The organism is Streptomyces cyslabdanicus (assembly GCF_052663305.1).
Genome location: NZ_JBQRUW010000045.1, coordinates 110,626 through 130,585, shown reverse-complemented (window position 1 = coordinate 130,585; position 19,960 = coordinate 110,626). Strand labels below are relative to the sequence as shown.

The window sequence follows — 19,960 nt, the reverse complement described above, 5'->3', positions numbered from 1 at the left end:
TGATGCGGAGAAGTACGAGGGCGACCACAGGTGCCCGTGCATGATGGCGCGGTTGATCTGGCCGGCGAACTCTCCCCCAGCCTTCGGCCGGGAGGTACCCCCTGCCGTATCCGGCGGGCGGAAACGCCCTTGAGGCTGTTGACCAGCTTGGAGACGGTGACCTTGGGCGGGTAGTGCACCAGGAGGTGGATGTGATCGCGTTCGCCGTTGAACTCCTTCAGCTCCGCCTCGAAGTCCTCGCACACCTTGCGCATGATCTCTTCGCAGCGCGTCAGCATCTCGTCGTTGAAGACGCCGCGCCGGTACTTGGTCACAAAGACCAAGTGCACATGCATCGCCGAGACAACGTGCCTGCCACGCCTGTAGTCGTTCTCCTGATCCACGAGACCAATCGAAGTAGGGTCGTGGTCATGCAGCTCCGCTACAACTACCGGGCCTACCCGGACGCCTCCCAGCGCCGTGCGCTGGCGCGTGCGTTCGGGTGCGCCCGCGTCGTGTGGAACGACTGCCTGCGCGACCGGAAGGAAGCGCACGCGGCAGGACTGCCGTACCCGAAGTCGGCAGATCTGTCCCGACTGCGCATCACCCAGGCCAAGCGCACCGAAGAACGCGCCTGGCTCGCCGACGTGTCGGCGGTCGTCCTGCAACAGTCCCTGCGGGACCTGGACACCGCCTACCAGAACTTCTTCGACTCGATCAAGGGCAAGCGACAGGGCCACAAGGTCGGCCCGCCCCGGTACAAGTCGAAGAAGGACACCCGGCAGTCGATCCGCCTCAACACCAACGCCTTCTCCCTGAAGGAAGACGGCACGGTGTACGTGGCCAAGGTCGGCCATCTCAAGGCCAGGTGGTCCCGTCGGCTTCCGGCGGCGCCCACGTCCCTGACTGTCACCAAGGACAGCTGTGGCCGGTACTTCCTCAGCTTCGTCGTGGACACCGAGCCGGACATCCTCCCCGAGTTGGAGACGGAGTCCGGTATCGACCTGGGCCTGTCCGCCTTCGCCGTCCTGTCCGACGGCAGCAAGATCGACAGCCCCCGCTTCCTGCGCCGGGCCGAGAAGAAGCTCAAGCGCCTTCAGCGGGAGCTGTCCCGCAAGGTGAAGGGATCGAAGAACCGGGCCAAGGCCCGTATCAAGGTCGCTCGCCAGCACGCCAGGGTGGCGGACCGGCGCCGGGACTGGCACCACAAGGCTTCCACACAGATCATTCGCGACAATCAAGCGGTGTACGTGGAAGACCTCGCGGTGTCCGGCCTCGGGCGCACCCGACTCGCCAAGTCCGTGCACGACGCGGGATGGTCCGCGTTCGTCGGCATGCTGGAGTACAAGGCGGTCAAGCACGGCCGCACCTTCGCCAAGGTGAACCGGACCTTCCCGTCCTCTCAGATCTGCTCGGCCTGCGGATTCAGGGACGGACCCAAGCCCCTGCACGTCCGGGAGTGGACGTGCGGCGAGTGTGGCACCGTGCACGACCGTGACCACAACGCAGCACGCAACGTCCTCTTCGAAGGACGCCGAATCGTCGCCGCCGGGCGGGCGGAGACGCTAAACGCCTGTGGAGTGCCGGTAAGACGGGCACACGTGCCCGCACAGCGCGTTGAAGCAGGAAGCCCCCGGAAGGGTCAGACGACCCAGGCTGGAATCCCTGGACTTTAGGCCAGGGAGCACGTCAACGACGGGTGTTCGACGGCGGACGGTGAGGGGTACCCGGAGCGCCGGGCGTTCAGGAAGGAGGCGACCGCAATGAACTTTGCCTGCGGAAAGATCCTCTGCGCGGCGGCCGGAGTGGAAGAACTCGCCGACCCCGTCACCGACCTCATCGCGTGGTTCGCCGTCATGGGTGCGATTCTGTTGGTGGCTCTCACGGTCATGCTGGTGAAGACCCGGCACCGTTGACCTGCGCGGCGGCCGTACCGTCCTGAGATCAGGAGCAGAACATGGCAGGGAAGACGGATGTGCTGATACCGGCACTGAAAGATGTCCGTGACGCCCATGCCGCGGTCGTCGACCGATTTTGGACAGGGGTGGCCCTCACCCCGCCGGGCACCGAGCGGCAACGGCTCGAAAGCCAGGCGAGCGAGGCGCAGTACCACCTCGGGCGCATCGAGGCCCGGATGCGCGAAATGCGTCCGCCCCGTGGGCCGTTGTCGGCCGCCGGACAGCTGACGTGGATGGTGACTCGCGGCGTTGTGCGGGCGGGCGTGCTTCCGCTTCAGGCGGGGGTGTCTGCCATGACGGAGCGGATGCGTGGTGTGGGGCAGGCCAGTGAGAGCCGGCTGCTGAGGGCCGCCGTGGACGAGTACACGTCCGTGGCCCGGGCGCTGGCGACTTGCCGGGCAGGCAAGGACATCGCCGAACGGCTCAACGACCAGGAGAGTGCCGAGCTGCTTGCCGTGCTGGGGCGGCAGGACGTGGTGCTGCTGGAGTCCGGCGAGGAGAGCCTCGTCCGACGGGCCGGGGCCGCGGCTGCGGCGGCCGAGGGTCTCCGCCTGCCGCCGGGAGGAGCTGCCGAAGGCAGCAGCCTGCAGGCGATCACGCGCCAGCTGCGGGCGGCCACGGCCGGGCTTCGGGCGCTGCCTCGAAGGGTGACCGAGCGGATGAAGGGCCCGGCTGGGGGAGCCTGGCGGGAGATGTCCGCCGCCACCCGCGTGGCCGAGAAGGTGCAGGGCGCGATGGCTCGCGAGGAGGCTCTGCCCGTTCCCGGCTTCGGCCGGCTCGGTGTCGCGCAGATCCAGCCATGCCTGCGCGGTCTGTCCCAGACGGAGCTGACGGTGATCGAGGGCTACGAACGCGCTCACGCGGGCCGCCCGAGGGTACTGAACGCCATCGAGGATCTCCGTCAAGCCGAGCCCTGGGCCGACTACGACGCGATGGACCCGGAACGCATCAAGCCGCACCTGGACGACGTGTCCGACGACGTGATCCGGCGGGTGCTGGAGTACGAGCGGCGCCACCGCCGGCGCGCCGTGGTGATCAACGCGTCCGAGGCCGCGCTCCAGCCGGCGCCCGAGGCCACCCACAGGACGGAAGCAGACGCCCTGGGCGCGGTAACCCACGACGAGGAGCGGTGAGGGCGCGACGCGATGGATCCGGACGCGTCAGGCCGCACCTGCGCCGCGAGCCCGGGGCAAGGGTGTCCGGCCTGGCCGGTCCAGCGGTGTCCGAGGCGTGGACGCGTTTGACAGCGGCACGTGCCTGACGGCGACGCTCATGGTCCGGTACCCGCCGGGTGAGGCTCTCTCCCGCGCCGTCCAGCCGTCCAGCGACCTGCCCGTGAGCTCCCGGTGCGTGGCGGGTGGAGGGCGCCCCCCCCGGGCCGTCAGTCCGTGCCGGCCCGGAGCCGCTCCCGCTGCGGTACGACGGTGTACTTGGGGTCCTCCGCCGAGGCCACCCCCGCGTGGAACACGCCGAACCTGAGCGCGGCGGAGCCGGAGAGCAGGGCCAGCCCGGCGACCACGGCCGGCGCGCGGCCGCCCCGTCGCCGACCCGCGACCGCCGCCAGCGCGGTGCCGCCCGCCGTGAGCGCCTCCGCGGCCCGCAGCAGGCGCTTGGCCCTGCCCCGCACGAACGGCTCGGCTGCCAGGCCCATCCGGCGCTTCATCAGCTGGAAGGCGCCCGTTTCCAGCGCGGCCGCGAGCACCGCCATCCGGCGCGCGGGTCCCGCCTGCCCCGCCGGCACGCAGACCAGCGCAAGGCCGGCGGCCGCACTGGCGCCGGAACCGGCGAACACGAAGGGCAGCTCCCGGTAGCCCTCGTGCCACGAGGGCACCGCCGTGTCGGCGATCAGCACCGCGGTGTAGGTGGCGACCGCCGGGCCCAGCACGGCGGCACCCGCCGTGGCGCCGGCGCCCAGGACGCGGTAGCGGCCGGCGACATCGGCGGCCGCGGCCGCCATCGTCAGCGGCGCGTACCCGGCCAGCAGCCACGAGCCCACGCTCATTGGGGAGGTGGGCTTGAAGACGCGCAGCATGTTGACGAAACGGGCCGGCCGCCCCAGGTCGTGCACGAGCGCGGCCAGCGAGGCGGAGATCGCGCCCGCCGCGCCCAGCTTCGCCGTCCGGGCCAGCGCCGGCCGCCTCGTGGCCTGCGCCCCGGCCGCCAGCAGCGACGAGCCCCCGGCGAGGCCGCCGAGATAGAGGTAGCCGGCGATGTCGACGGCCTTCCAGGTCGGCCTCTTCAGGACCGGCCTGCCGTAGTACGAGGAGAACCGGGCCTCGGGAACCACCGGCTGCTCGCCGCGCCCGCGCCGGCGCCGGTGCCGCCCGTGCCCGGCGCCCGCGCCGGTCGGGGCGTCCCGGCCGGGCCGCGCCCCCTCGACGCCCCCACGGGTGACGTCCGATCCGCTCATCGGGGCCTCCTGGCGAAAGCGGCGGCGGCCAGCGCGGCGAGCGACACGGCCGCGGTCGCCGCGTGCTTCCACATCGAGGGCAGATCCCGGGTGGTGACCACCGGGTCGGGCGGCAGGCCGTACACCTCGGGCTCGTCGAGCAGCAGGAAGAACGCGCCGTCGCCGCCGACTCCGTCGTCCGGGCTCTCCCCGTACAGCCGGGCGTCGGTGACGCCCGCCGCGTGGAGCCGCGCCACCCGGGCGGCCGCACGTTCGCGCAGTTCGTCCAGCGCGCCGAACTGGATGGATTCGGTGGGGCACGCCTTGGCGCAGGCCGGCTCCATGCCGACGCCGAGCCGGTCGTAGCACAAGGTGCACTTCCAGACCCGGCCGTCCTCCTCGCGCTGGTCGATGACCCCGTAAGGGCAGGCGGGCACGCAGTAGCCGCAGCCGTTGCACACGTCCTTCTGGACCACGACGGTGCCGAACTCGGTGCGGAACAGCGCGCCGGTGGGGCACACGTCGAGGCAGGCCGCGTGGGTGCAGTGCTTGCACACGTCGGAGGACATCAGCCAGCGCAGTTCGGTCCGCCCGTCGGGCGACACGGGGGAGACTGGGCCCGTCGGCGTGTTCGCCGGCCCGGGGGAGGGCGTGGAACCGAGCTGCCGGGCGGCCTCGAACGCGTCGAAGCCGCCGTGGCCCGCCTCCGGCTCCGGACCGCCCAGCGTCCTGCGCTGCTCGACGAAGGCCACGTGCCGCCAGGTGTCGGCGCCGAGCCCCTGGGTGTTGTCGTAGGACATGCCGGTCAGTTCGAGGCCGTCCTCCGGCACCGCGTTCCACTCCTTGCACGCCACCTCGCAGGCCTTGCAGCCGATGCACACGGAGGTGTCGGTGAAGAAGCCCATGCGGGGCGGGGCGTCGGCGTATCCGGACGCCTGCGCCACGTTCGGCAGCGGCCCGTACAACTGGTTCTCCCAGCGGGCGGTTCCGCCCGTACCGGTCATCGCCGCCGCACCGGCTTCGGACATGTCCGGACCTCCTCGATCGTCCTGCCGCCGCCTCCCGCCCCGTACCACCCGCACTCTTGTCAAGCCTGGCACGGGCGCCCTCGGGGCGCGCGCTCGGCACCGCGCCGGTGGAGGGGGCCGCGGGACGTACCGCAGAGCCCGGGAGCGGCCCGCACGCGCCCGTGTCATCCGGTCAGGTGGCGCTCGATCCAGTCGGCGGCGGTCCTGCGGAAGGCCCGGCGGTTGTCCGCGCGCCGGAAGTCGTGACCCTCGTCGCGCAGGACGAGGAGTTCCGCCTCCACCCCGCGCTCCCGGGCCGCCCGCACGAACTGCTCGGACTCGCCCGGCGGCACGTTGCTGTCGTGTTCGCCGTGCACGGCCAGCACCGGCACGCGCAACGCGTCGATGCGGCTCATCGGCGACAGCGCGTGCAGCAGCTCACGGTCGTGTTCCGGATGCCCGTACTTGTGCGCGGCCGACTGCGCCAGCCACGGCTCGGTGCCCGCGAAGAACGTCGCGAAGTCCGACATCCCGCACACCGGGACGCCGGTGCGGAACAGCTCCGGATGCCAGACGAGGGACGCCATCGCCAGGTAGCCGCCGTAGGAGTGGCCCATCACGGCCAGCCGGAGCGGGTCGGCCAGGCCCTCCAGGAGCACGTGTGCCGCGCAGTCGGCGACGTCGTCGATCGCGGCGAACCTGCCCCGGCCCAGATCCGCGTCGACGAAGGACCGGCCGTAACCGGAGGAGCCGCGCACGTCGGGGGCGAAGACGTCCAGTCCCCGGCCCAGCAGCTCGTGGTAGAGCGGGTCGAACACCGGGCGCTCCTGCTCCTCCGGGCCGCCGTGCAGATGCAGCACGCAGGGGGCGGGCTCCCGCGGCGAGCGGCCCGGCGCACGGTAGTACCAGCCGCCGAGGCCCAGCCCGTCCCGGGCGACGGGGCGCACCGGAACCGGCCGTACGGGACGGTGGACGCCGGGGGCGACGACGTCCTCGTCGCGGGAGGACCACGGGGTGCGCAGCGCGGCGCCCTGGGGCAGCCACCACACACCGGGCCGGCGCAGCGACCCCGACAGCGCCACGACGGGCGCGTCCGGGTCCGCGGTGACGGCCACCCGGGTGACGACCTCGTGCGGGAGCGGCACGGCGCGGGACGGACCGGAGGCCCTCCCGGGTACGGGGACCAGCGGGGCCACCTCCAACTCACTGACCCCGCGCACGTTCCAGGAGAGCACGGCGCCGCGGCCGTCGCGGTCCAGGGCCAGCAACTCCAGCCCGCTGCCGTCGCGTTGGGCGGCCACTCGCAGGTCGAGCCGCCGTCCCCGCCGGTCCAGGGCGACCGCGTACAGGGCGGCGTGCTCACGCTCGTGGTCGCTGCGCAGCCACAGCGTGCGGCCGTCCGGTGCGAACGCGCCGATCCACGGGTCGCCGTCGGCGACCGGCACCGCGCAGGTCACCCGCAGGTCCCGGACGCGTACGACGAGGGCCTCACGCCGGGCCCGCGGTCCCCGGCGCACCAGCGCCAGCCGTCCGTCCCGGCTGACGTCGCACACGCGCAGGGTGGCGGCCTCCCGCTCGCTCACCAGCAGTACGGGGGCCGCCGCGCCGTCGGGGTCGACGAGGTACGCCGACAGGGTCCTGGGCGTGGGTTCGGACGAGGCGGTACCGCGGTCGGCGGCGGAGACGCCGGGGACGTGAACCGGCGGTTGCGTGGGGCGGGACGGTGCGCCCAGGAGGGTGGCGCGGCCGTCGCGTGCGGTCCAGCCTTCCGGGTGGACCGTCACGGCGGAGTCGGAGGCGAGGAAGGCGAGGGAGGCGGAAGAGGCGGCGCCCGCGCCGGGGCCGAGCGCCTCGCCCAGCCCGGCGAGTCCGGCGCCGGGCTCCGCGCCGACCGGGGGGAGGTACGCGGGGGCCTCGGCGACCGTCACGGCGAGCGCCGAACCGTCGTGCGTCCAGCAGCCGAGGTACGCCGAGCTCCCCGGCTCGCCGCCCGCCAGGACCCGTCGTCCGGTGCCGTCGGGGCGCACGCACAGCACGCGCGTGTGCTCGCTGCCGCCCGGTGCGGTGGTGTAGGCGATCCACCGCCCGTCGGGCGACCAGGAGACCTCGGTCACCGGATCCAGCTCGGTGTCCAGCAGGTGCACGTCGTCGCCGTCGACCGGGCCCGCCCACAACTGGGGCACCCCGCCCCGGTCGCAGATGAACGCGACATGCCGCCCGTCGGGGTCGGCCGAGGGGTACCAGCATCCGTGCGAGACGAGGACCCGCGGCACCGCGTCGAGCGGCAGGGCGGTGTCGGGCACCAGCACGGGCTCGGGCGCGGCCTGCGCTCCGCCCTCCGAGGAGTACGACTGGTCCGTCACGCGCCCGGCTGGGCGCGGCGCCCGGCTCCCCGCCCGCCCCGCCGACGGGGCACGGAACGGGCCCGCGTCCTCACCGGCGGAGGAGGGCCTGTCCACTCCGCGCTCCGCCGGTTTCGTACCCGCCTGATGCGCCGCGCCCCCCGCTCGTCCCCCGTCCGCCGCCGACACGGCTCGCCGCCCTTCCACGGCACCCCCTGCTCCACCGCCCCGGCCACCCCCCGAGAAGCCCGCCTCGCTCACGGCGGCCGGCTCAGCCCGGATGGGGCCGTCGATCCCGTTCCCGGCCCGCCGGGGGCGTGACCCACCCGCCCCGGTCCCGGCCCGGTCGGGGCGTGCGCCCCCCGGCGCGTCACTCGGCGGGGCAGCCGCCGTGGCCCCCGCGTCCCCGGCCGGAAGCGGGGGTGAGGGCGCGCCGGTCAGCGGATTCCGTGGGTCTGCAGCCATATCTCCAGCAAAGCAACCTGCCACAACGCGTTCGCCCCGCGCTTGGTGCGGTGGGCGTCGGGCGCGGCGAGCAACTCGTCGACGTAACTCTGGCGGAACAGCCCGCGGGCCCGCGCCTCGGGGGCGGACAGGGCCTCGCGGACGCGCAGCAGCACCGGCGCGGCCATGTGCTTGATCGCCGGGACGGGGAAGTAGCCCTTCGGCCGGTCGACGACCTCTGCCGGCAGCACCTCGCGGCCCGCCGCCTTCAGGACGCCCTTCCCGCCGTCCGCGAGCTTGAGCCCGGGCGGGCAGGCGGCGGCCAGCTCGACCAGCTCGTGGTCGAGGAACGGCACGCGCGCCTCCAGACCCCAGTCCATGGTCATGTTGTCGACCCGTTTGACCGGGTCGTCGACCATCATCACGTGGGTGTCCAGCCGCAGATCCGCGTCCAGCGCGGTCTCGGCGCCCGGCACGGCCATGTGCGCCCGCACGAAGTCGCCGCAGACGTCGTGGCCGGGCAGCACCGAGGGGTCCAGCACGCGCGCGAGGTCGGCGTGCGGCCGGTCGAAGTACGTCTCGGCGTACGCGTCGGCCGCCCGGTGCCGGGGTACGCCCGCCATCGCCGGATACCAGTGGTAGCCGGCGAAGACCTCGTCGGCGCCCTGGCCGCTCTGCACGACCTTGACCTCCTTGGCCACCTGCTCGGACAGCAGGTGGAAGGCGACCACGTCATGGCTGGTCATGGGCTCGCTCATGGCCAGGACGGCACCTTCCAGGGCCCGCGAGACCCGGTCGGAGGGAACCATCAACTGGTGATGGTCGGTGCCGAAGTGCCGTGCCACCAGGTCGGAGTAGTGGAACTCGTCGCCCTCCTCGCCTCCCTCGGACTCGAAGCCGACGCTGAACGTGGCCAGGTCGCACTGCCCCTCGTCGGCCAGCAGCGCCACGATGAGGCTGGAGTCCAGGCCGCCCGACAGCAGCACACCCACCGGCACGTCGGCGACCATCCGGCGCCGCACCGCCGTGCGCAGCGCCCCCAGAACCGCCTCCGTCCAGTCCTCCGCGCTCAGAGCGGCGTACTCGGGGCGGCGCGTGTAGGCAGGCTGCCAGTAGCAGTGGTCGCGGTACGTACCGTCCGGCTCGACGACCCGGACCGTGGCCGGCGGCAGCTTGCGCACGCCGTTGAGGATGGTGCGGGGCGCGGGCACGGTCGCGTGCCAGCTGAGGTACTGGTGCAGTGCGACGGGGTCGATGGAGGTGTCCACCCCGCCGGCCGCGAGCAGTGCGGGCAGCGAGGAGGCGAACCGGAGCCGTCCGGGCGACTCCGCGAGGTACAGCGGCTTGACGCCCAGCCGGTCGCGGGCCAGGATCAGCCGCCCGCTGTCCTGTTCGACGATCACGAAGGCGAACATGCCGAGGAAGTGCTCGACGCAGGAGGTGCCCCACTCCTGGTACGCCTTAAGGACCACCTCGGTGTCGGACCCCGAGAAGAACCGATGGCCTCGCGAGACCAGTTCGCGGCGCAGCTCACGGTAGTTGTAGACACACCCGTTGAACACGCAGACGACCCGTTCCCGGGGGTCGGCCATCGGCTGCGCGCCGCTGTCCGTCAGGTCGATGATCTTCAGCCGCCGGTGGCCGAGGGCGACCGGCCCCTGCGACCACAGCCCGCGGCCGTCGGGCCCGCGGGGCGCGAGCCGGTCGGTCATGCGCTCGACCGCGGCCAGGCCCGGGCGCCCGCCGTCGAAGCGGACCTCGCCGCTGAGCCCGCACATCAGGCGGCCCTCCCTTCCGCAGTGGGCCCTTCCACGGTGGGCCCCTCCGCGGCGGCCTCCTCGGCTGCCGCGGGGCGTCTGCCGTCTGTCTCGGAGGCGCGCGGGACCTCGACGGAGGCCGGGGCGGCCGGGCAGCCGGCGGCGGCTGCGGGGGCGGTGTCGGGGGACATGGCGATGACCACTCTCCTGGGACGGTCGTCGGGCACCGCCGGGAACGGCGGCACACGGGCCGGGACGGGAAGGGCCCGTCAGGTTCCGGCGCCTCCGGGGATCGGGCTGGGACGGGGGGTGCGGACGGGCCGGGCCGGCGCGGCCGCGCGCGGTACGGTGGCGCCGCGGGTCTCGGCGACCATCAGGTCGATGCTGGCGAGCAGGTCCTCGTCCTCGGCCGCCCGCCGCAGCCGGTGCGCGGCGCTGCCGCAGGCCAGAGCCCGGCTGAGGAGTTCGTGTACGGCCTCCCAGTCGCCTGACGCCTCCAGCGCGGGGCGGAGCCGGGCCGCCATGCCGCGCAGCACCTCGGGTGCGGGGGCCGCGCGCCGGGTGACCGGGTCGACCAGCGCGCCCTCAAGGCCCGAGCGGGCGGCACGCCAGCCCGCGGTCCGCAACCACTCGTGGTGGCCGTCGCACCGTCCGCCCTCCCCGCGGGCCAGCCGGTCGCAGGCGTCCTGGACCAGCGCCCGGAAGAGCCCCGCGACCAGCACGACCGTCTCCACGCGCGGGCAGGCGTCGCAGATCCGCAGCTCCAGCGTGCGCTGGTGCGCGCAGGGCCGTACGTCGTGGTACATCATTCCGGCGTCGCCGATGACGCCCGAGCGGATCAGCTCCTCCAGCACCGCGTCGTACGCGGCGGCGTCGGCGTAGCAGCCGGGCGGTCCGGCGGTCGGCCAGCGCTGCCACAGCATGGTCCGCCAGCTCGCGTAGCCGGTGTCCGCGCCGAGCCAGAACGGCGAACTGGCCGACAGCGCGAGCAGCGGCGGCAGCCACGGCGCGACCAGGCACATGGCGCGAACGGCGGTGTCCCGGTCAGGTACGTCGACGTGCACCTGCGCGCTGCAGATGAGCTGTTCGTAGGCGACCCTTCGGTACTCGTCGACCATGTGCCGGTAGCGGCGCCCGGCGGTGACGTCGCCGGGGCTCAAGCGGGCCAGCGGCACGGTGCCGGCGGCCACCGCGGCCAGTCCGAGCGAGGCGGCCGCCGCGTCCAGCAGCCGCCGTGATCGGGCCAGGTCCGCCAGGAGCTCCTCGAGGGTGTCGTGGACCTCGCTGTTGGCCTCCACCACGGATTGCTGGAGTTCGGTGGTGAAACCGGGCCTGTGCAGCCGGTCCAGTACGGCGCGGGCGCGTGGCACCAGCCGGCCGCTCTCCACGTCCAGCACATGGAACTCTTCCTCTGCCCCGATGCGCAGCGTCACGTCACGTTCTCCCCTTGCCTGGGTGCTCACCCGGCCGTCGCGTCCGGGTCCCGCTGGGGACCACTGCGACTCCGGGACCCCCGAGTGCCCAGGCCGGGACCCGCGCAAGCGTCGCGACCGCCTCCGATGTCCCGCGGCCCGACCCGACCGCGTGCCCGGCGCCCCGGTGGAGGGGCAGCGGGCACGCGGTCGGGTGGCCGGGTCCGCGGGCGAAGAATCCGTCCGCGTCCGGCGACGGCGCCGCATTCCCGGCACCGTGGAGAACGGATCAGTCCCAGAGGGGGTACGTCTGCACGCGCGGGTAGCCCTCCGGCCGTGCCGCCGTGAACTCCAGGCTCAGCCGGGTGAAGCGCCGCACCTCCGGCTGCTTCTTCCAGGGCGCCGGGCTCTCCAGCCGCACGATGACCGGGTACTCGTGGAACCTCCCGGCCGCGCAGTAGGGCTTGCAGTCGTTGACGAGGTTGAAGCCCCTGGCCGTCGCGGACCGTTCGTTCCACTGCGACCACTGCAACGAGGACAGGACGCTGTTGCCGTCACCGCAGGCGAGAATGAACGCGCCCGGGCGTTGCCGCGGCTTCCACAGGCAGTCGACCAGCACCGGCTGCCCGTCCACCCGCTGCTCGGCGTGCGCCGCCGAGCGCGTGTTCCCGTGGGAGGCCGCCGGTGCGGCGGAGGCCGTTCCCACGCCGGTCGCGAGCAGTCCCGCGGCGCAGAGCGCGACTGTTGTCCTCATTGTGTATCTGCCCATGTCCGCTCCCGGCCGACGACGTACTGGCTTCCTGAAGACGCTACGACCGCGAGGGGCGACGTACCACTCGTACGGGGCGGTGTACCACTCGACGGGGTGACACCGCGCCCGTGTCGACCGGCGGTTCGTCGTCCTCCTCGTCGCACTGGCAGGTGGCGCAGAGTTCGTGGCGGCCGTCGTGCGTGACGACGGTTCCCCAGCCCAGGCAGTCCTCGCAGTCACGGGCCAGACCCAGATCGGGGCGGGGAGGCGGGGTGGCGTTGTGGTGGGGTCCGTACGCCATACCGGGGCGACTCCTCGAAGCGGCGGTGGGGGGATGCAGACCATTTTGTCCTGTTTTTTAGTTCTGTCCAGACTCTTTTCCTGTTCTTGGGCCCGCACAGGGAGTAGCGGGCATCCGAGAGGAGGCGGACCCGGCCGTGCGGTGGGGCCTGCGGCGTCTCTACGAACGCACCGAGTCGACGGCCACGTTCAGATGGCGCGGGCCGCGCAGCACCGCGTTCCGCCGGTAGGGTGGCGGGTCCTCCACCAATCGCGGGTTCTCCAGACGGCGGGCCAGCTCGGCCAGCGCGAGCTGCGCCTCCCGCCGGGCCAGCGGCGCGCCGAAGCAGATGTGGATGCCGCTGCCGAAGCCGAGGTGCTCGATGTCCTCGCGGTCGGGATCGAACCGGTCGGGGTCCGGGAACCGCTCCGGGTCCCGGTTGCCCGCGGCGAGCATCAGCCAGATCCGCGAACCCCTGGGGATCGTGACCCCGCGCACCTCGATGTCGGCGACGCAGGTGCGCTGCGGCACCAACTGCACGGGAGGCTCGTAACGCAGCAGCTCCTCCACGATCCTGACCGACAGTCCCGGATCCTCGCGCAGCCGGTGCAGGTACTCCGGGTGGCGCAGCAGGGTGAGCATGCCGTTGGTGACGAGGTTGACCGTCGTCTCGTGGCCCGCGATCAGCAGCAGCACCGCCGTGCTGAGCACCTCCATCATCGACATGGTCCCGTCCGGGCCGTGACTGGCCGCCAGGTCGGACAGCAGGTCGTCGCGGGGCTCCTTGACCCGCTGCTCGACCAGACCGGCCAGGTACATGCCCAACTGCATCCGGGCCTCCTGCGCGACGCGCTGGACGTCGTCGTCGGTGCGCTGCCGGGTCTCCGGGTCCAGTGCCGCGACGATCGGGTCCACCCAGCTGCGAAAACGCGGCTCGTCCTCGCGCGGCACTCCGAGCAGCCGGCAGATGACCGTCACCGGGAAGGGATAGGCGAACCGGTCGACGACGTCGATCTCCCGGGCGTCGCCGAAACCGTCGATGAGCTCGGTGATGATCCCGCTGAGTTCCGCGCTCATGGAGTCGATCCGCCGGGGCCGGTGCGGCGGGCCGAAGGAACTGTTGGCGATCCGCCGCAGCCGGTCGTGCTCGGGCGGGTCGAGCCGGATGAAGCTCGGCGGCAGCCCCGTGGCCTCCGGTCCCGACAGCTCGTCCACCCCGGCGGCGATGAGGTTGGTGGCGTCGGAGCTGACCCTCGGGTCGTGGAGCAGGCCGAGGATGTCGTAGTACGAGCTCACGGCGTAGGGGCCGTCCTCCTCCTCGTGCAGCACCGGTGTCCTGCGCAGCTCCTCGTAGAGCGGGTAGGGGTTGGCGCGGTTGGCGTAGTCGGTGATCCGGCGCAGGAGCGGGGCGTGCGTCATGACGTGTCCTTGGGGCGTGGAGGTCCGGGTCGTCAGGCGGGCGGGGCGCCGGTTCAGTGGCGGGCCGGTGTGAAGACCAGCTGCCGGTCGGCCGGGGAGTACCCGCTGAGGGTCACGGTCGGGCCGTGCGTCGGCAGCGAGGGGTCGGGGAAGTCGGCCGGCACCGGCTTGCGGCCCTCGGGCCGGCGGTCCACCGTCGGGAACTCCACCGGGAACGGCGCGCCCGTCTCGATCTGCCGCTGGTAGAACTCCAGCCACCGCGTGTTGTCGAAGCTCACGGCGGCGATCACACGGCCCTGGTAGCCGTACACCGCGACGAACCGCCGCTCGGCCAGCGACCCCTGGGTGATCATGACCTCCTCGCCCATGGACGGCACTCCGACCGACTTGATGTTCACGCCGAACTGCGCCGACCAGAAGGCGGGCACCCACATGTGCGGGCGCCGGTCGGCGCCGGCGCTGATCATGTTGTGCGCGGCCACCTCGGCCTGGGCGACGGCGTTGCCCCAGTGCTCGAGGGACAGGAACTGGTAGCCGAACAGCGGATGCGGGGAACGGGCGACGTCGCCAGCGACGTAGACGTCGTCGGTGACGATGCCCCGGAAGTCGAAGGCTCGGCAGCCCGCGTCGCAGGCGATGCCGCGGGGGCCGGCGCCCAGCCCCGAGCCCGTCAGCCAGTCGGTGTTGCGGGTCGCGCCCAGCGAGACCACCACCACGTCCGTCTCGACGACACCACCGTCGGACAGGTGCGCGGCCCGCACCCGCCCGGTCGCGTCCCCCTCCAGACCGGTGACCATGACCCCGGTGCGCAGGTCCACCCCGTTCTCCCGGTGCAGGTCGGCGGCGACCGCACCGATCACTCCGCCGAGCGCGCCCACCAGGGGAGCGCCGGCCCGTTCCGCGACCGTGACCGCGACGCCCTGGTCCCGGCACGCGGAGGCGATCTCCGAACCGGTGAAGCCGGCCCCGATGACCAGCACCCGGCGCGGCGGGCCCTTCATCCGCCGGTGCAGACGGACCGCGTCGTCCCGGGTGCGCAGCACGAGCACCCCGTCCAGCTCGGCCTCGTCGTCCTTCGGCCAGGGCCGGGAGCGCACTCCGGTCGCGATCAGCAACCGGTCGTAGGGCACCTCCTCGCCGTCGGCCAGCCGCACCCGCCTGGCCGCCATGTCCAGGCCCGCCGCCGCGACCCCGAGCCGCCAGGTCGCGTCGATGTCCCGGCGCCGGGGCAGCTCGGTGTGTTCCGGGGACGCCTTGCCGAGCAGTACCGCCTTGGACAGCGGGGGACGGTCGTACGGCTCGTAGGGCTCGTCACCGATCATGGTGAGCGATCCGGTGAACCCTTCGGCGCGCAGGGTCTCGGCGGCTCTGAGGCCCGCCAGCGAGGCGCCGACGATCACGATCCGGCCTTCGCGGGTGAGCCACTCGTGGAACGCCTCAGCGGGCATCGGAGGCCTCCCGTCCGGCGCCGGCGGGCTCCTCGCCGGTGTCGTCCAGCCCTTCCGCCGTGATCGCCTGCACCGGGCACGCCGCGACGGCCCGCGCGACCCTCTCCCGCTGCTCCCTGCCGGGCCGCGGGTCGTAGACCAGCGACTCCTCGCCGTACAGGGTGAACACGCTCGGCGCGAGGAAAGCGCACTGCGCGTATCCCTGGCACTTGTTGAGATCGACGACAAGCCTCATCGGCTACCCGCCCTTCCGGCGGCCAGGTCCGCGGGAACCACCCGCTCGGCGGCCACCCTCGGACGGCGGTCATCCCACGTCAGGATCGAAGCTCCGGTGCCCTCCCCGCGCGCCGGGGCCCGCCGAAGGAGTGACGGGACCGGCGCCGCCCCGTCGGGAGCCGCGTCGAACGGCCGGCACGGCCGCGTGCGGCCGCCGCGGCGCCGTGGTCACTTGAGGTAGCCGAGGTTGGTCATCATCCCGGACTCGGAGTGGTACTGGTTGTGGCAGTGGAGCATCCACAGGCCCGGGTTGTCGGCGTAGAAGTCCACCACCAGCCTGTCGTGCGGCAGCACGATCGCGGTGTCCTTGCGGGCTCCGCGGGCGTTCGGGCCGGTGATGGCGAAGGTGTGGCCGTGCAGGTGCAGCGGGTGCCACATGCCGGTGTGGTTGAGGAAGGTGATCCGGACCCGCTCGCCCTGGCGGATCGGATGGCGCTGCTCGACCGAGTACGGTCTGCGGTCGAAGCTCCAGTTGTACCACTTCATGTTGCCGGTCAGTTTGATCTGGATCTCGCGGTCCGGCTTGTTGTCGGAGAACGCCACCGACTTGGCGGGGACCAGCTGGTGGGCGGGCAGGAAGCGGCCGTCCAGCTCGTCGGGGTAAACGGAGGGCGCGGGCAGGTCCTTCGACTTTCCGGTGTTCAGTACGGCGAGGGCACGCGCGTCCTTGCCCTCGGCCAGCGCGACCAGGGGGAACACCCCGTCCTTGGCGGTGACGACGACGTCGTAGCGCTCCGCCATGCCGAGCACCAGCGCGTCGGTCGTACGGTGTTCGACCGGGTAGCCGTCCGAGTGCGTCACCGTCATCTCGTGGCCGCCCAGGGCCACGCGGAACGCGGTGTCGGCACCCGCGTTGATGAACCGGATCCTGATGCGGTCGCCGCGGCGGGCCCGGAAGACCGACGGAGCGTGCGGGACACGGCCGTTGATCAGGTAGTAGGGGTAGTCGACATTGCCGCCCATGCCCTGCAGCATGCGGCTGAGACCGCCCCGCAGGATGCGGTCGGGGCCGTGGGACGAGCCGTGCGGGGCGGAGTGCCCGGCGTGGCCGCCGCCCATGTCCATGCCGTGCATGCCCTTGGGAACGGGGCCTTTGACCTTCTGCAACTGGGTGAGCACGCCATCCGGGGTCGAGCCGTCCAGGCCGTCCACCCAGTCGTCCAGGACCACCACCCACTCCTTGTCGTACGACAAGGGCTCCTTGGGGTCGTCGACGACCAGCGGTGCGTACAGGCCGCGGTCGAGCTGCATGCCCTCGTGCGAGTGCAGCAGGTATGTGCCGGGGTGGGACACGACGAAGCGGTAGTTGAACTCCGAGCCGGGTTTGATGGTCTGCTGGGTCAGCCCCGGCACGCCGTCCATGTCGCAGCGCAGACGCACACCGTGCGAGTGCATGGTCGTCCCCACGGGCAGGCGGTTGACAAGCGTGAAGTCGAGGATGTCACCCGCGGTGACCCGGACCAGCTCGCCCGGGATCCTGTCGCTGTACGCCCAGGTCCTGACGGTCTTGCCGGCCAGGTCGAACGACGTCTCCCGGGCGGTGAACCTGTATCTGCGCACCGGCCCGGACCCGCGCCTGCGTTCGGCGGCCAGGACCTCCGGGTCGGACGGGTTCACGTACCCCTTGGGCCCCTTGGGGACGAACGGGTGGACGACGTCGACGAGCCCCGAGCCCGGCCCGGCGCCCTGCGCGGACCCGGGCCCCGAGCGGAGGTCGGCGCCGGTGCAGGCGGTCAGGAGTCCCGAGGCGGCAGCCGTGACCGAGGCACTGAGCAAGGTGCGCCGCGTATATGTGTGCATGACTTGAATAACACACGTTTTGTGTCGATATGTGGGAGAACTGGCGCGGCGCGTCCGGTGATCTCGGCAACCATTGCCTGGGTGACGGGGCGATACGGGGCACGCTCCGCGCGGCGACGTGCCGGGCGCGGGCATCTGCGCTATGCTCGATCTTGAGCGAGTCACCGGAACTCCCGGTGATCGACTGTGCGTTGGTGGTCCAAGGAAAGACGCCCCGCTTCCTGCGGGGAGATGCAGGTGCAAGGCCTGCCCGGCGCTCGTGGACAAGCCCCACTCCCGTCAAGGGAGTGGGGCTTTCGTCTTGCCCGCCGAACGGGCGTTCGCATCACATGCTGATCCACGACGCGTTGATCGTCGCCGGCCGCGGGGCGCGGGGCAATCCCGGGGACGCTTGAACACCCCCGGGCCGAACTTCGTATGGGGCGGGGGGATTCACCTTCCCGGCCGACCACAACGCGTAGGAGAAGTTCGGTGAGACGCAACACGCGCAGACGACCCACGGGCCCGCGGCGCGCCACGCTTGGCGCGATGGCGCTCATCCTGGGCGGAGGCGGGCTGATGGTCGCCAACGTGTACGCCTCCGCCACCGAAGACACCTCGACCGTGCAGTCCGTGGGGGACCGTGAGCAGAGCCCGGCGGCGGGAGGCGCCACGATCGACTGCCCGGACGTCGGCACCCGGCTGACCGAGGTGCCGCAGGAGGCGAGGGCGGCGGTCGACGAGCAACTCGCGGTGCTGGACCAGCAGATCGCGGGCGCCTACCAGAAGATGCAGGACGCGGTGCGGGACGGACGGATCGACGTCGACGCCGTGGACCAGGGGATCGTGGACCCGCTCAGGGAGCAGCGGACCGCGACGATCGGCGCCATCGCCGACGCGATCGAGGGCGCCGGAGAGCGGCCCGAGGGGCTCGACGAGCTCCCGGCCTGCACCCTGCGCACCTCGGACGCCGACGGCGGCGACGGGCAGCCCGGTCAGGAGCAGGGCGGCGAGGAGCAGGGCCAGGCGCAGGACGGGCAGCAGGAGCCGGAGCAGGGCGCCGACGACGGCCGGACCGGCAACGGGCCCGTGGCCGCGGACTACGTGGACATCAACACCGTGCAGCCCGACGCCGGCAAGCCCCGTGCGGCGGCGGACGCCTCGCGCGGCAGCTTCGTCTCCACCTGCGGCGTGAACGCGGGCGGCCTGTTCAACTCGGACAACGTGATCGTCGCCCCCGGCGTCACCAACGGCGCCCATCACTTCCACGACTACGTCGGCAACCAGGGCAACAACGCCTTCGCCAGTGACGAGGACCTGGCGAAGGCCGACACGAGCTGCGTCGACAAGGGCGACAAGTCGACCTACTACTGGCCTGTGCTGCGTCTTCAGGACGGGACCCGGGAGCGGGACGCCGACGCCCCCGGCGGCGGGACCGAGGGCAACGCGGGCAGGATCGTGACGCCGAAGCAGGTGACGCTGTCCTTCGAGGGCAGCCCGCGTGGCAAGGTGACGGCCATGCCGCGCTTCCTGCGCATCATCACCGGGGACGCCAAGGCGTTCGTCAACGGCCCCGCCAACGCCAACGCCTCCTGGTCCTGCACCGGTTTCGAGGGCCGGCAGCTGAAGGCCAAGTACCCGCTCTGCCCCGGCGGCAGCGACGTGGTGCGCACCTTCAGGTTCCAGAGCTGCTGGGACGGCCGGAACGCCGACAGCGCCAACCACCGCACGCACGTGGCGTTCGCCGACGGCGAGGGCAACTGCCCGGAGGGCTTTCGGGCGATCCCGCAACTGGTGCAGCGCATCGTCTACGGCGTCGACGCCCCGAGCCTGGACGACGGGGGCGCGACCACTCCGATGTTCGCGGTGGACTCCTTCCCGGAGCAGCTGCACAAGCCGGTCACGGACCACGGCGACTTCATCAACGTCTTCGACGAGGACCTGATGGGCCGGATGGTCGACTGCATCAACAGCGGCCGCGCGTGCGGCGCCGGGATCGACGAGGGCGCGGAGTCCGGCGGGCAGCCGGAGAAGCCGCAGGAGCCCCAGGAGAAGCCGGCGGAGACCTCGGGCGCGCAGCCCGGAGGCGGCGCCGGCAAGGGCGACGACCGGACCGACGACGGCGCGACCGGGGCCGGCAAGGGCGGCGACGGGGCTCAGAAGGCCGGGGCGGAGAAGTCCGTGGAGCCGGTGGACGACGGGGCGGTGCCCAAGGCCGACACTCCCCGCCAGGCCGAGCCGAGCGCCACGGGTGCCGCGAGCGGCGGCGAGGTGGGCACCGCCTACACGCCGCCCCCGGGCGGGAACGACCGGGCGGTGGCCGGCGCGCAGACCGAACCGCAGGCCGTCAGGGGCAGCCTGGCCGAGACCGGTGCCAAGCTGTGGCCCGCGGCCGCCGGGGCGGTGCTCGTGACCGCGGGCGTCGTGCTGCTGCGCCGGATCAGGCGCGACGCCGTCTGAGGAGGCCACGGCCCGCGAAGGGGGGGTGGTGGGACCGGTCTTCCGGTCCCGCCACCCTCCTCGGTGGCACTCGGCCTCGGTGCCACTCGGTGTCACTCGGCGCGGGCGAGGACTCTTCGGGCGTTGTTGTAGATGCGCATCAGGTGTTTGGCCGCAGGGCAGGGAATGTCGTGTGCATGACATTGACGGCAGGTCCGCGTGTGCTGTTCGTAGTCGGAATGCGCTTGCTGCAGAGCAGCGTCTGGAGACGGCATGGGGA

The 19,960-nt window shown here is 72.7% G+C and carries 17 protein-coding genes; 4 read left to right on the top strand and 13 right to left on the bottom strand.

The genetic code is table 11. The annotated features are described in order from the left end of the window. The coding region (gene tnpA, locus ACTYVM_RS26925) for an IS200/IS605 family transposase (protein ID WP_445525624.1) at nt 1-335 on the bottom strand (335 nt) is incomplete at its 3' end. A gap of 75 nt (nt 336-410) precedes the next feature. Between tnpA and ACTYVM_RS26920 the strand changes: the two genes are divergently transcribed. The 3 genes from ACTYVM_RS26920 to ACTYVM_RS26910 all read left to right on the top strand — a co-directional run bounded on the left by ACTYVM_RS26920 (nt 411) and on the right by ACTYVM_RS26910 (nt 3,070). Further along, entirely contained in the window at nt 411-1,655 is a 1,245-nt protein-coding gene (locus ACTYVM_RS26920; RefSeq protein WP_445528442.1) for an RNA-guided endonuclease InsQ/TnpB family protein, read from the top strand. Between the two features lie 87 nt (nt 1,656-1,742). Next, nucleotides 1,743-1,895: a hypothetical protein gene (locus ACTYVM_RS26915; RefSeq protein ID WP_445528441.1), complete on the top strand. Its 153-nt coding sequence runs from the start codon at nt 1,743-1,745 to the stop codon at nt 1,893-1,895. A gap of 41 nt (nt 1,896-1,936) precedes the next feature. After that, on the top strand, nt 1,937-3,070 hold the full coding sequence (locus ACTYVM_RS26910) for a hypothetical protein (RefSeq protein ID WP_445528440.1): 1,134 nt from the start codon (nt 1,937-1,939) through the stop codon (nt 3,068-3,070). Between the two features lie 248 nt (nt 3,071-3,318). Here the strand turns inward: ACTYVM_RS26910 and nrfD are convergent, their stop codons facing one another. The 12 genes from nrfD to ACTYVM_RS26850 all read right to left on the bottom strand — a co-directional run bounded on the left by nrfD (nt 3,319) and on the right by ACTYVM_RS26850 (nt 17,262). Next, on the bottom strand, nt 3,319-4,347 hold the full coding sequence (nrfD, locus tag ACTYVM_RS26905; protein ID WP_445528439.1) for an NrfD/PsrC family molybdoenzyme membrane anchor subunit: 1,029 nt from the start codon (nt 4,345-4,347) through the stop codon (nt 3,319-3,321). Then, a complete protein-coding gene (locus ACTYVM_RS26900; protein ID WP_445528438.1) occupies nt 4,344-5,354 on the bottom strand; it encodes a 4Fe-4S dicluster domain-containing protein in 1,011 nt (336 codons plus the stop codon). The genes nrfD and ACTYVM_RS26900 overlap by 4 nt, the downstream gene beginning before the upstream one ends. 164 nt (nt 5,355-5,518) lie before the next feature. Further along, nucleotides 5,519-7,696: an alpha/beta fold hydrolase gene (locus ACTYVM_RS26895; RefSeq protein WP_445528437.1), complete on the bottom strand. Its 2,178-nt coding sequence runs from the start codon at nt 7,694-7,696 to the stop codon at nt 5,519-5,521. A gap of 416 nt (nt 7,697-8,112) precedes the next feature. After that, the gene (locus tag ACTYVM_RS26890; protein WP_445528436.1) at nt 8,113-9,897 is read right to left on the bottom strand and encodes an N-acetylglutaminylglutamine amidotransferase; all 1,785 of its coding nucleotides are present in this window, start codon (nt 9,895-9,897) and stop codon (nt 8,113-8,115) included. After that, complete coding sequence (locus tag ACTYVM_RS26885) at nt 9,897-10,067, bottom strand: hypothetical protein (protein WP_445528435.1); 171 nt, start codon at nt 10,065-10,067, stop codon at nt 9,897-9,899. The genes ACTYVM_RS26890 and ACTYVM_RS26885 overlap by 1 nt, the downstream gene beginning before the upstream one ends. Before the next feature lie 78 nt (nt 10,068-10,145). Then, the gene (locus ACTYVM_RS26880) at nt 10,146-11,309 is read right to left on the bottom strand and encodes a carboxylate-amine ligase (protein ID WP_445528434.1); all 1,164 of its coding nucleotides are present in this window, start codon (nt 11,307-11,309) and stop codon (nt 10,146-10,148) included. Nucleotides 11,310-11,577: 268 nt separating this feature from the next. Continuing rightward, nucleotides 11,578-12,057: a hypothetical protein gene (locus ACTYVM_RS26875; protein WP_445528433.1), complete on the bottom strand. Its 480-nt coding sequence runs from the start codon at nt 12,055-12,057 to the stop codon at nt 11,578-11,580. A gap of 40 nt (nt 12,058-12,097) precedes the next feature. Then, complete coding sequence (locus ACTYVM_RS26870; RefSeq protein WP_445528432.1) at nt 12,098-12,340, bottom strand: hypothetical protein; 243 nt, start codon at nt 12,338-12,340, stop codon at nt 12,098-12,100. A gap of 159 nt (nt 12,341-12,499) precedes the next feature. Further along, nucleotides 12,500-13,738, bottom strand: coding sequence for a cytochrome P450 (locus tag ACTYVM_RS26865; RefSeq protein ID WP_445528431.1), 1,239 nt, complete (start codon nt 13,736-13,738; stop codon nt 12,500-12,502). A gap of 53 nt (nt 13,739-13,791) precedes the next feature. After that, a complete protein-coding gene (locus ACTYVM_RS26860) occupies nt 13,792-15,186 on the bottom strand; it encodes an NAD(P)/FAD-dependent oxidoreductase (protein ID WP_445528430.1) in 1,395 nt (464 codons plus the stop codon). Further along, the gene (locus tag ACTYVM_RS26855; protein ID WP_445528429.1) at nt 15,176-15,421 is read right to left on the bottom strand and encodes a ferredoxin; all 246 of its coding nucleotides are present in this window, start codon (nt 15,419-15,421) and stop codon (nt 15,176-15,178) included. Before ACTYVM_RS26855 ends, ACTYVM_RS26860 begins: the two co-directional genes overlap by 11 nt. A 209-nt stretch (nt 15,422-15,630) precedes the next feature. Beyond that, nucleotides 15,631-17,262: a multicopper oxidase family protein gene (locus ACTYVM_RS26850; protein ID WP_445528428.1), complete on the bottom strand. Its 1,632-nt coding sequence runs from the start codon at nt 17,260-17,262 to the stop codon at nt 15,631-15,633. Between the two features lie 528 nt (nt 17,263-17,790). On the opposite strand from ACTYVM_RS26850, the gene ACTYVM_RS26845 reads away from it, so the two are divergent. Beyond that, nucleotides 17,791-19,701 carry a DUF1996 domain-containing protein gene (locus ACTYVM_RS26845; RefSeq protein WP_445528427.1) on the top strand — a complete coding sequence of 637 codons (1,911 nt, stop codon included), beginning with the start codon at nt 17,791-17,793 and terminating at the stop codon, nt 19,699-19,701. Nucleotides 19,702-19,960: the final 259 nt, after the last annotated feature.

What these genes read in the sequence shown, in the direction of transcription:
- ACTYVM_RS26910 (WP_445528440.1), top strand. Translation starts at nt 1,937, where the DNA reads ATGGCAGGGAAGACGGATGTGCTGATACCGGCACTGAAAGATGTCCGT.
- ACTYVM_RS26855 (WP_445528429.1), bottom strand. Translation starts at nt 15,421, where the DNA reads ATGAGGCTTGTCGTCGATCTCAACAAGTGCCAGGGATACGCGCAGTGC.
- ACTYVM_RS26890 (WP_445528436.1), bottom strand. Translation starts at nt 9,897, where the DNA reads ATGTGCGGGCTCAGCGGCGAGGTCCGCTTCGACGGCGGGCGCCCGGGC.
- ACTYVM_RS26870 (WP_445528432.1), bottom strand. Translation starts at nt 12,340, where the DNA reads ATGGCGTACGGACCCCACCACAACGCCACCCCGCCTCCCCGCCCCGAT.
- ACTYVM_RS26915 (WP_445528441.1), top strand. Translation starts at nt 1,743, where the DNA reads ATGAACTTTGCCTGCGGAAAGATCCTCTGCGCGGCGGCCGGAGTGGAA.
- ACTYVM_RS26885 (WP_445528435.1), bottom strand. Translation starts at nt 10,067, where the DNA reads ATGTCCCCCGACACCGCCCCCGCAGCCGCCGCCGGCTGCCCGGCCGCC.
- ACTYVM_RS26845 (WP_445528427.1), top strand. Translation starts at nt 17,791, where the DNA reads ATGGCGCTCATCCTGGGCGGAGGCGGGCTGATGGTCGCCAACGTGTAC.
- ACTYVM_RS26850 (WP_445528428.1), bottom strand. Translation starts at nt 17,262, where the DNA reads ATGCACACATATACGCGGCGCACCTTGCTCAGTGCCTCGGTCACGGCT.
- ACTYVM_RS26900 (WP_445528438.1), bottom strand. Translation starts at nt 5,354, where the DNA reads ATGTCCGAAGCCGGTGCGGCGGCGATGACCGGTACGGGCGGAACCGCC.
- ACTYVM_RS26860 (WP_445528430.1), bottom strand. Translation starts at nt 15,186, where the DNA reads ATGCCCGCTGAGGCGTTCCACGAGTGGCTCACCCGCGAAGGCCGGATC.
- ACTYVM_RS26875 (WP_445528433.1), bottom strand. Translation starts at nt 12,057, where the DNA reads ATGGGCAGATACACAATGAGGACAACAGTCGCGCTCTGCGCCGCGGGA.
- ACTYVM_RS26920 (WP_445528442.1), top strand. Translation starts at nt 411, where the DNA reads ATGCAGCTCCGCTACAACTACCGGGCCTACCCGGACGCCTCCCAGCGC.
- ACTYVM_RS26865 (WP_445528431.1), bottom strand. Translation starts at nt 13,738, where the DNA reads ATGACGCACGCCCCGCTCCTGCGCCGGATCACCGACTACGCCAACCGC.
- nrfD (WP_445528439.1), bottom strand. Translation starts at nt 4,347, where the DNA reads ATGAGCGGATCGGACGTCACCCGTGGGGGCGTCGAGGGGGCGCGGCCC.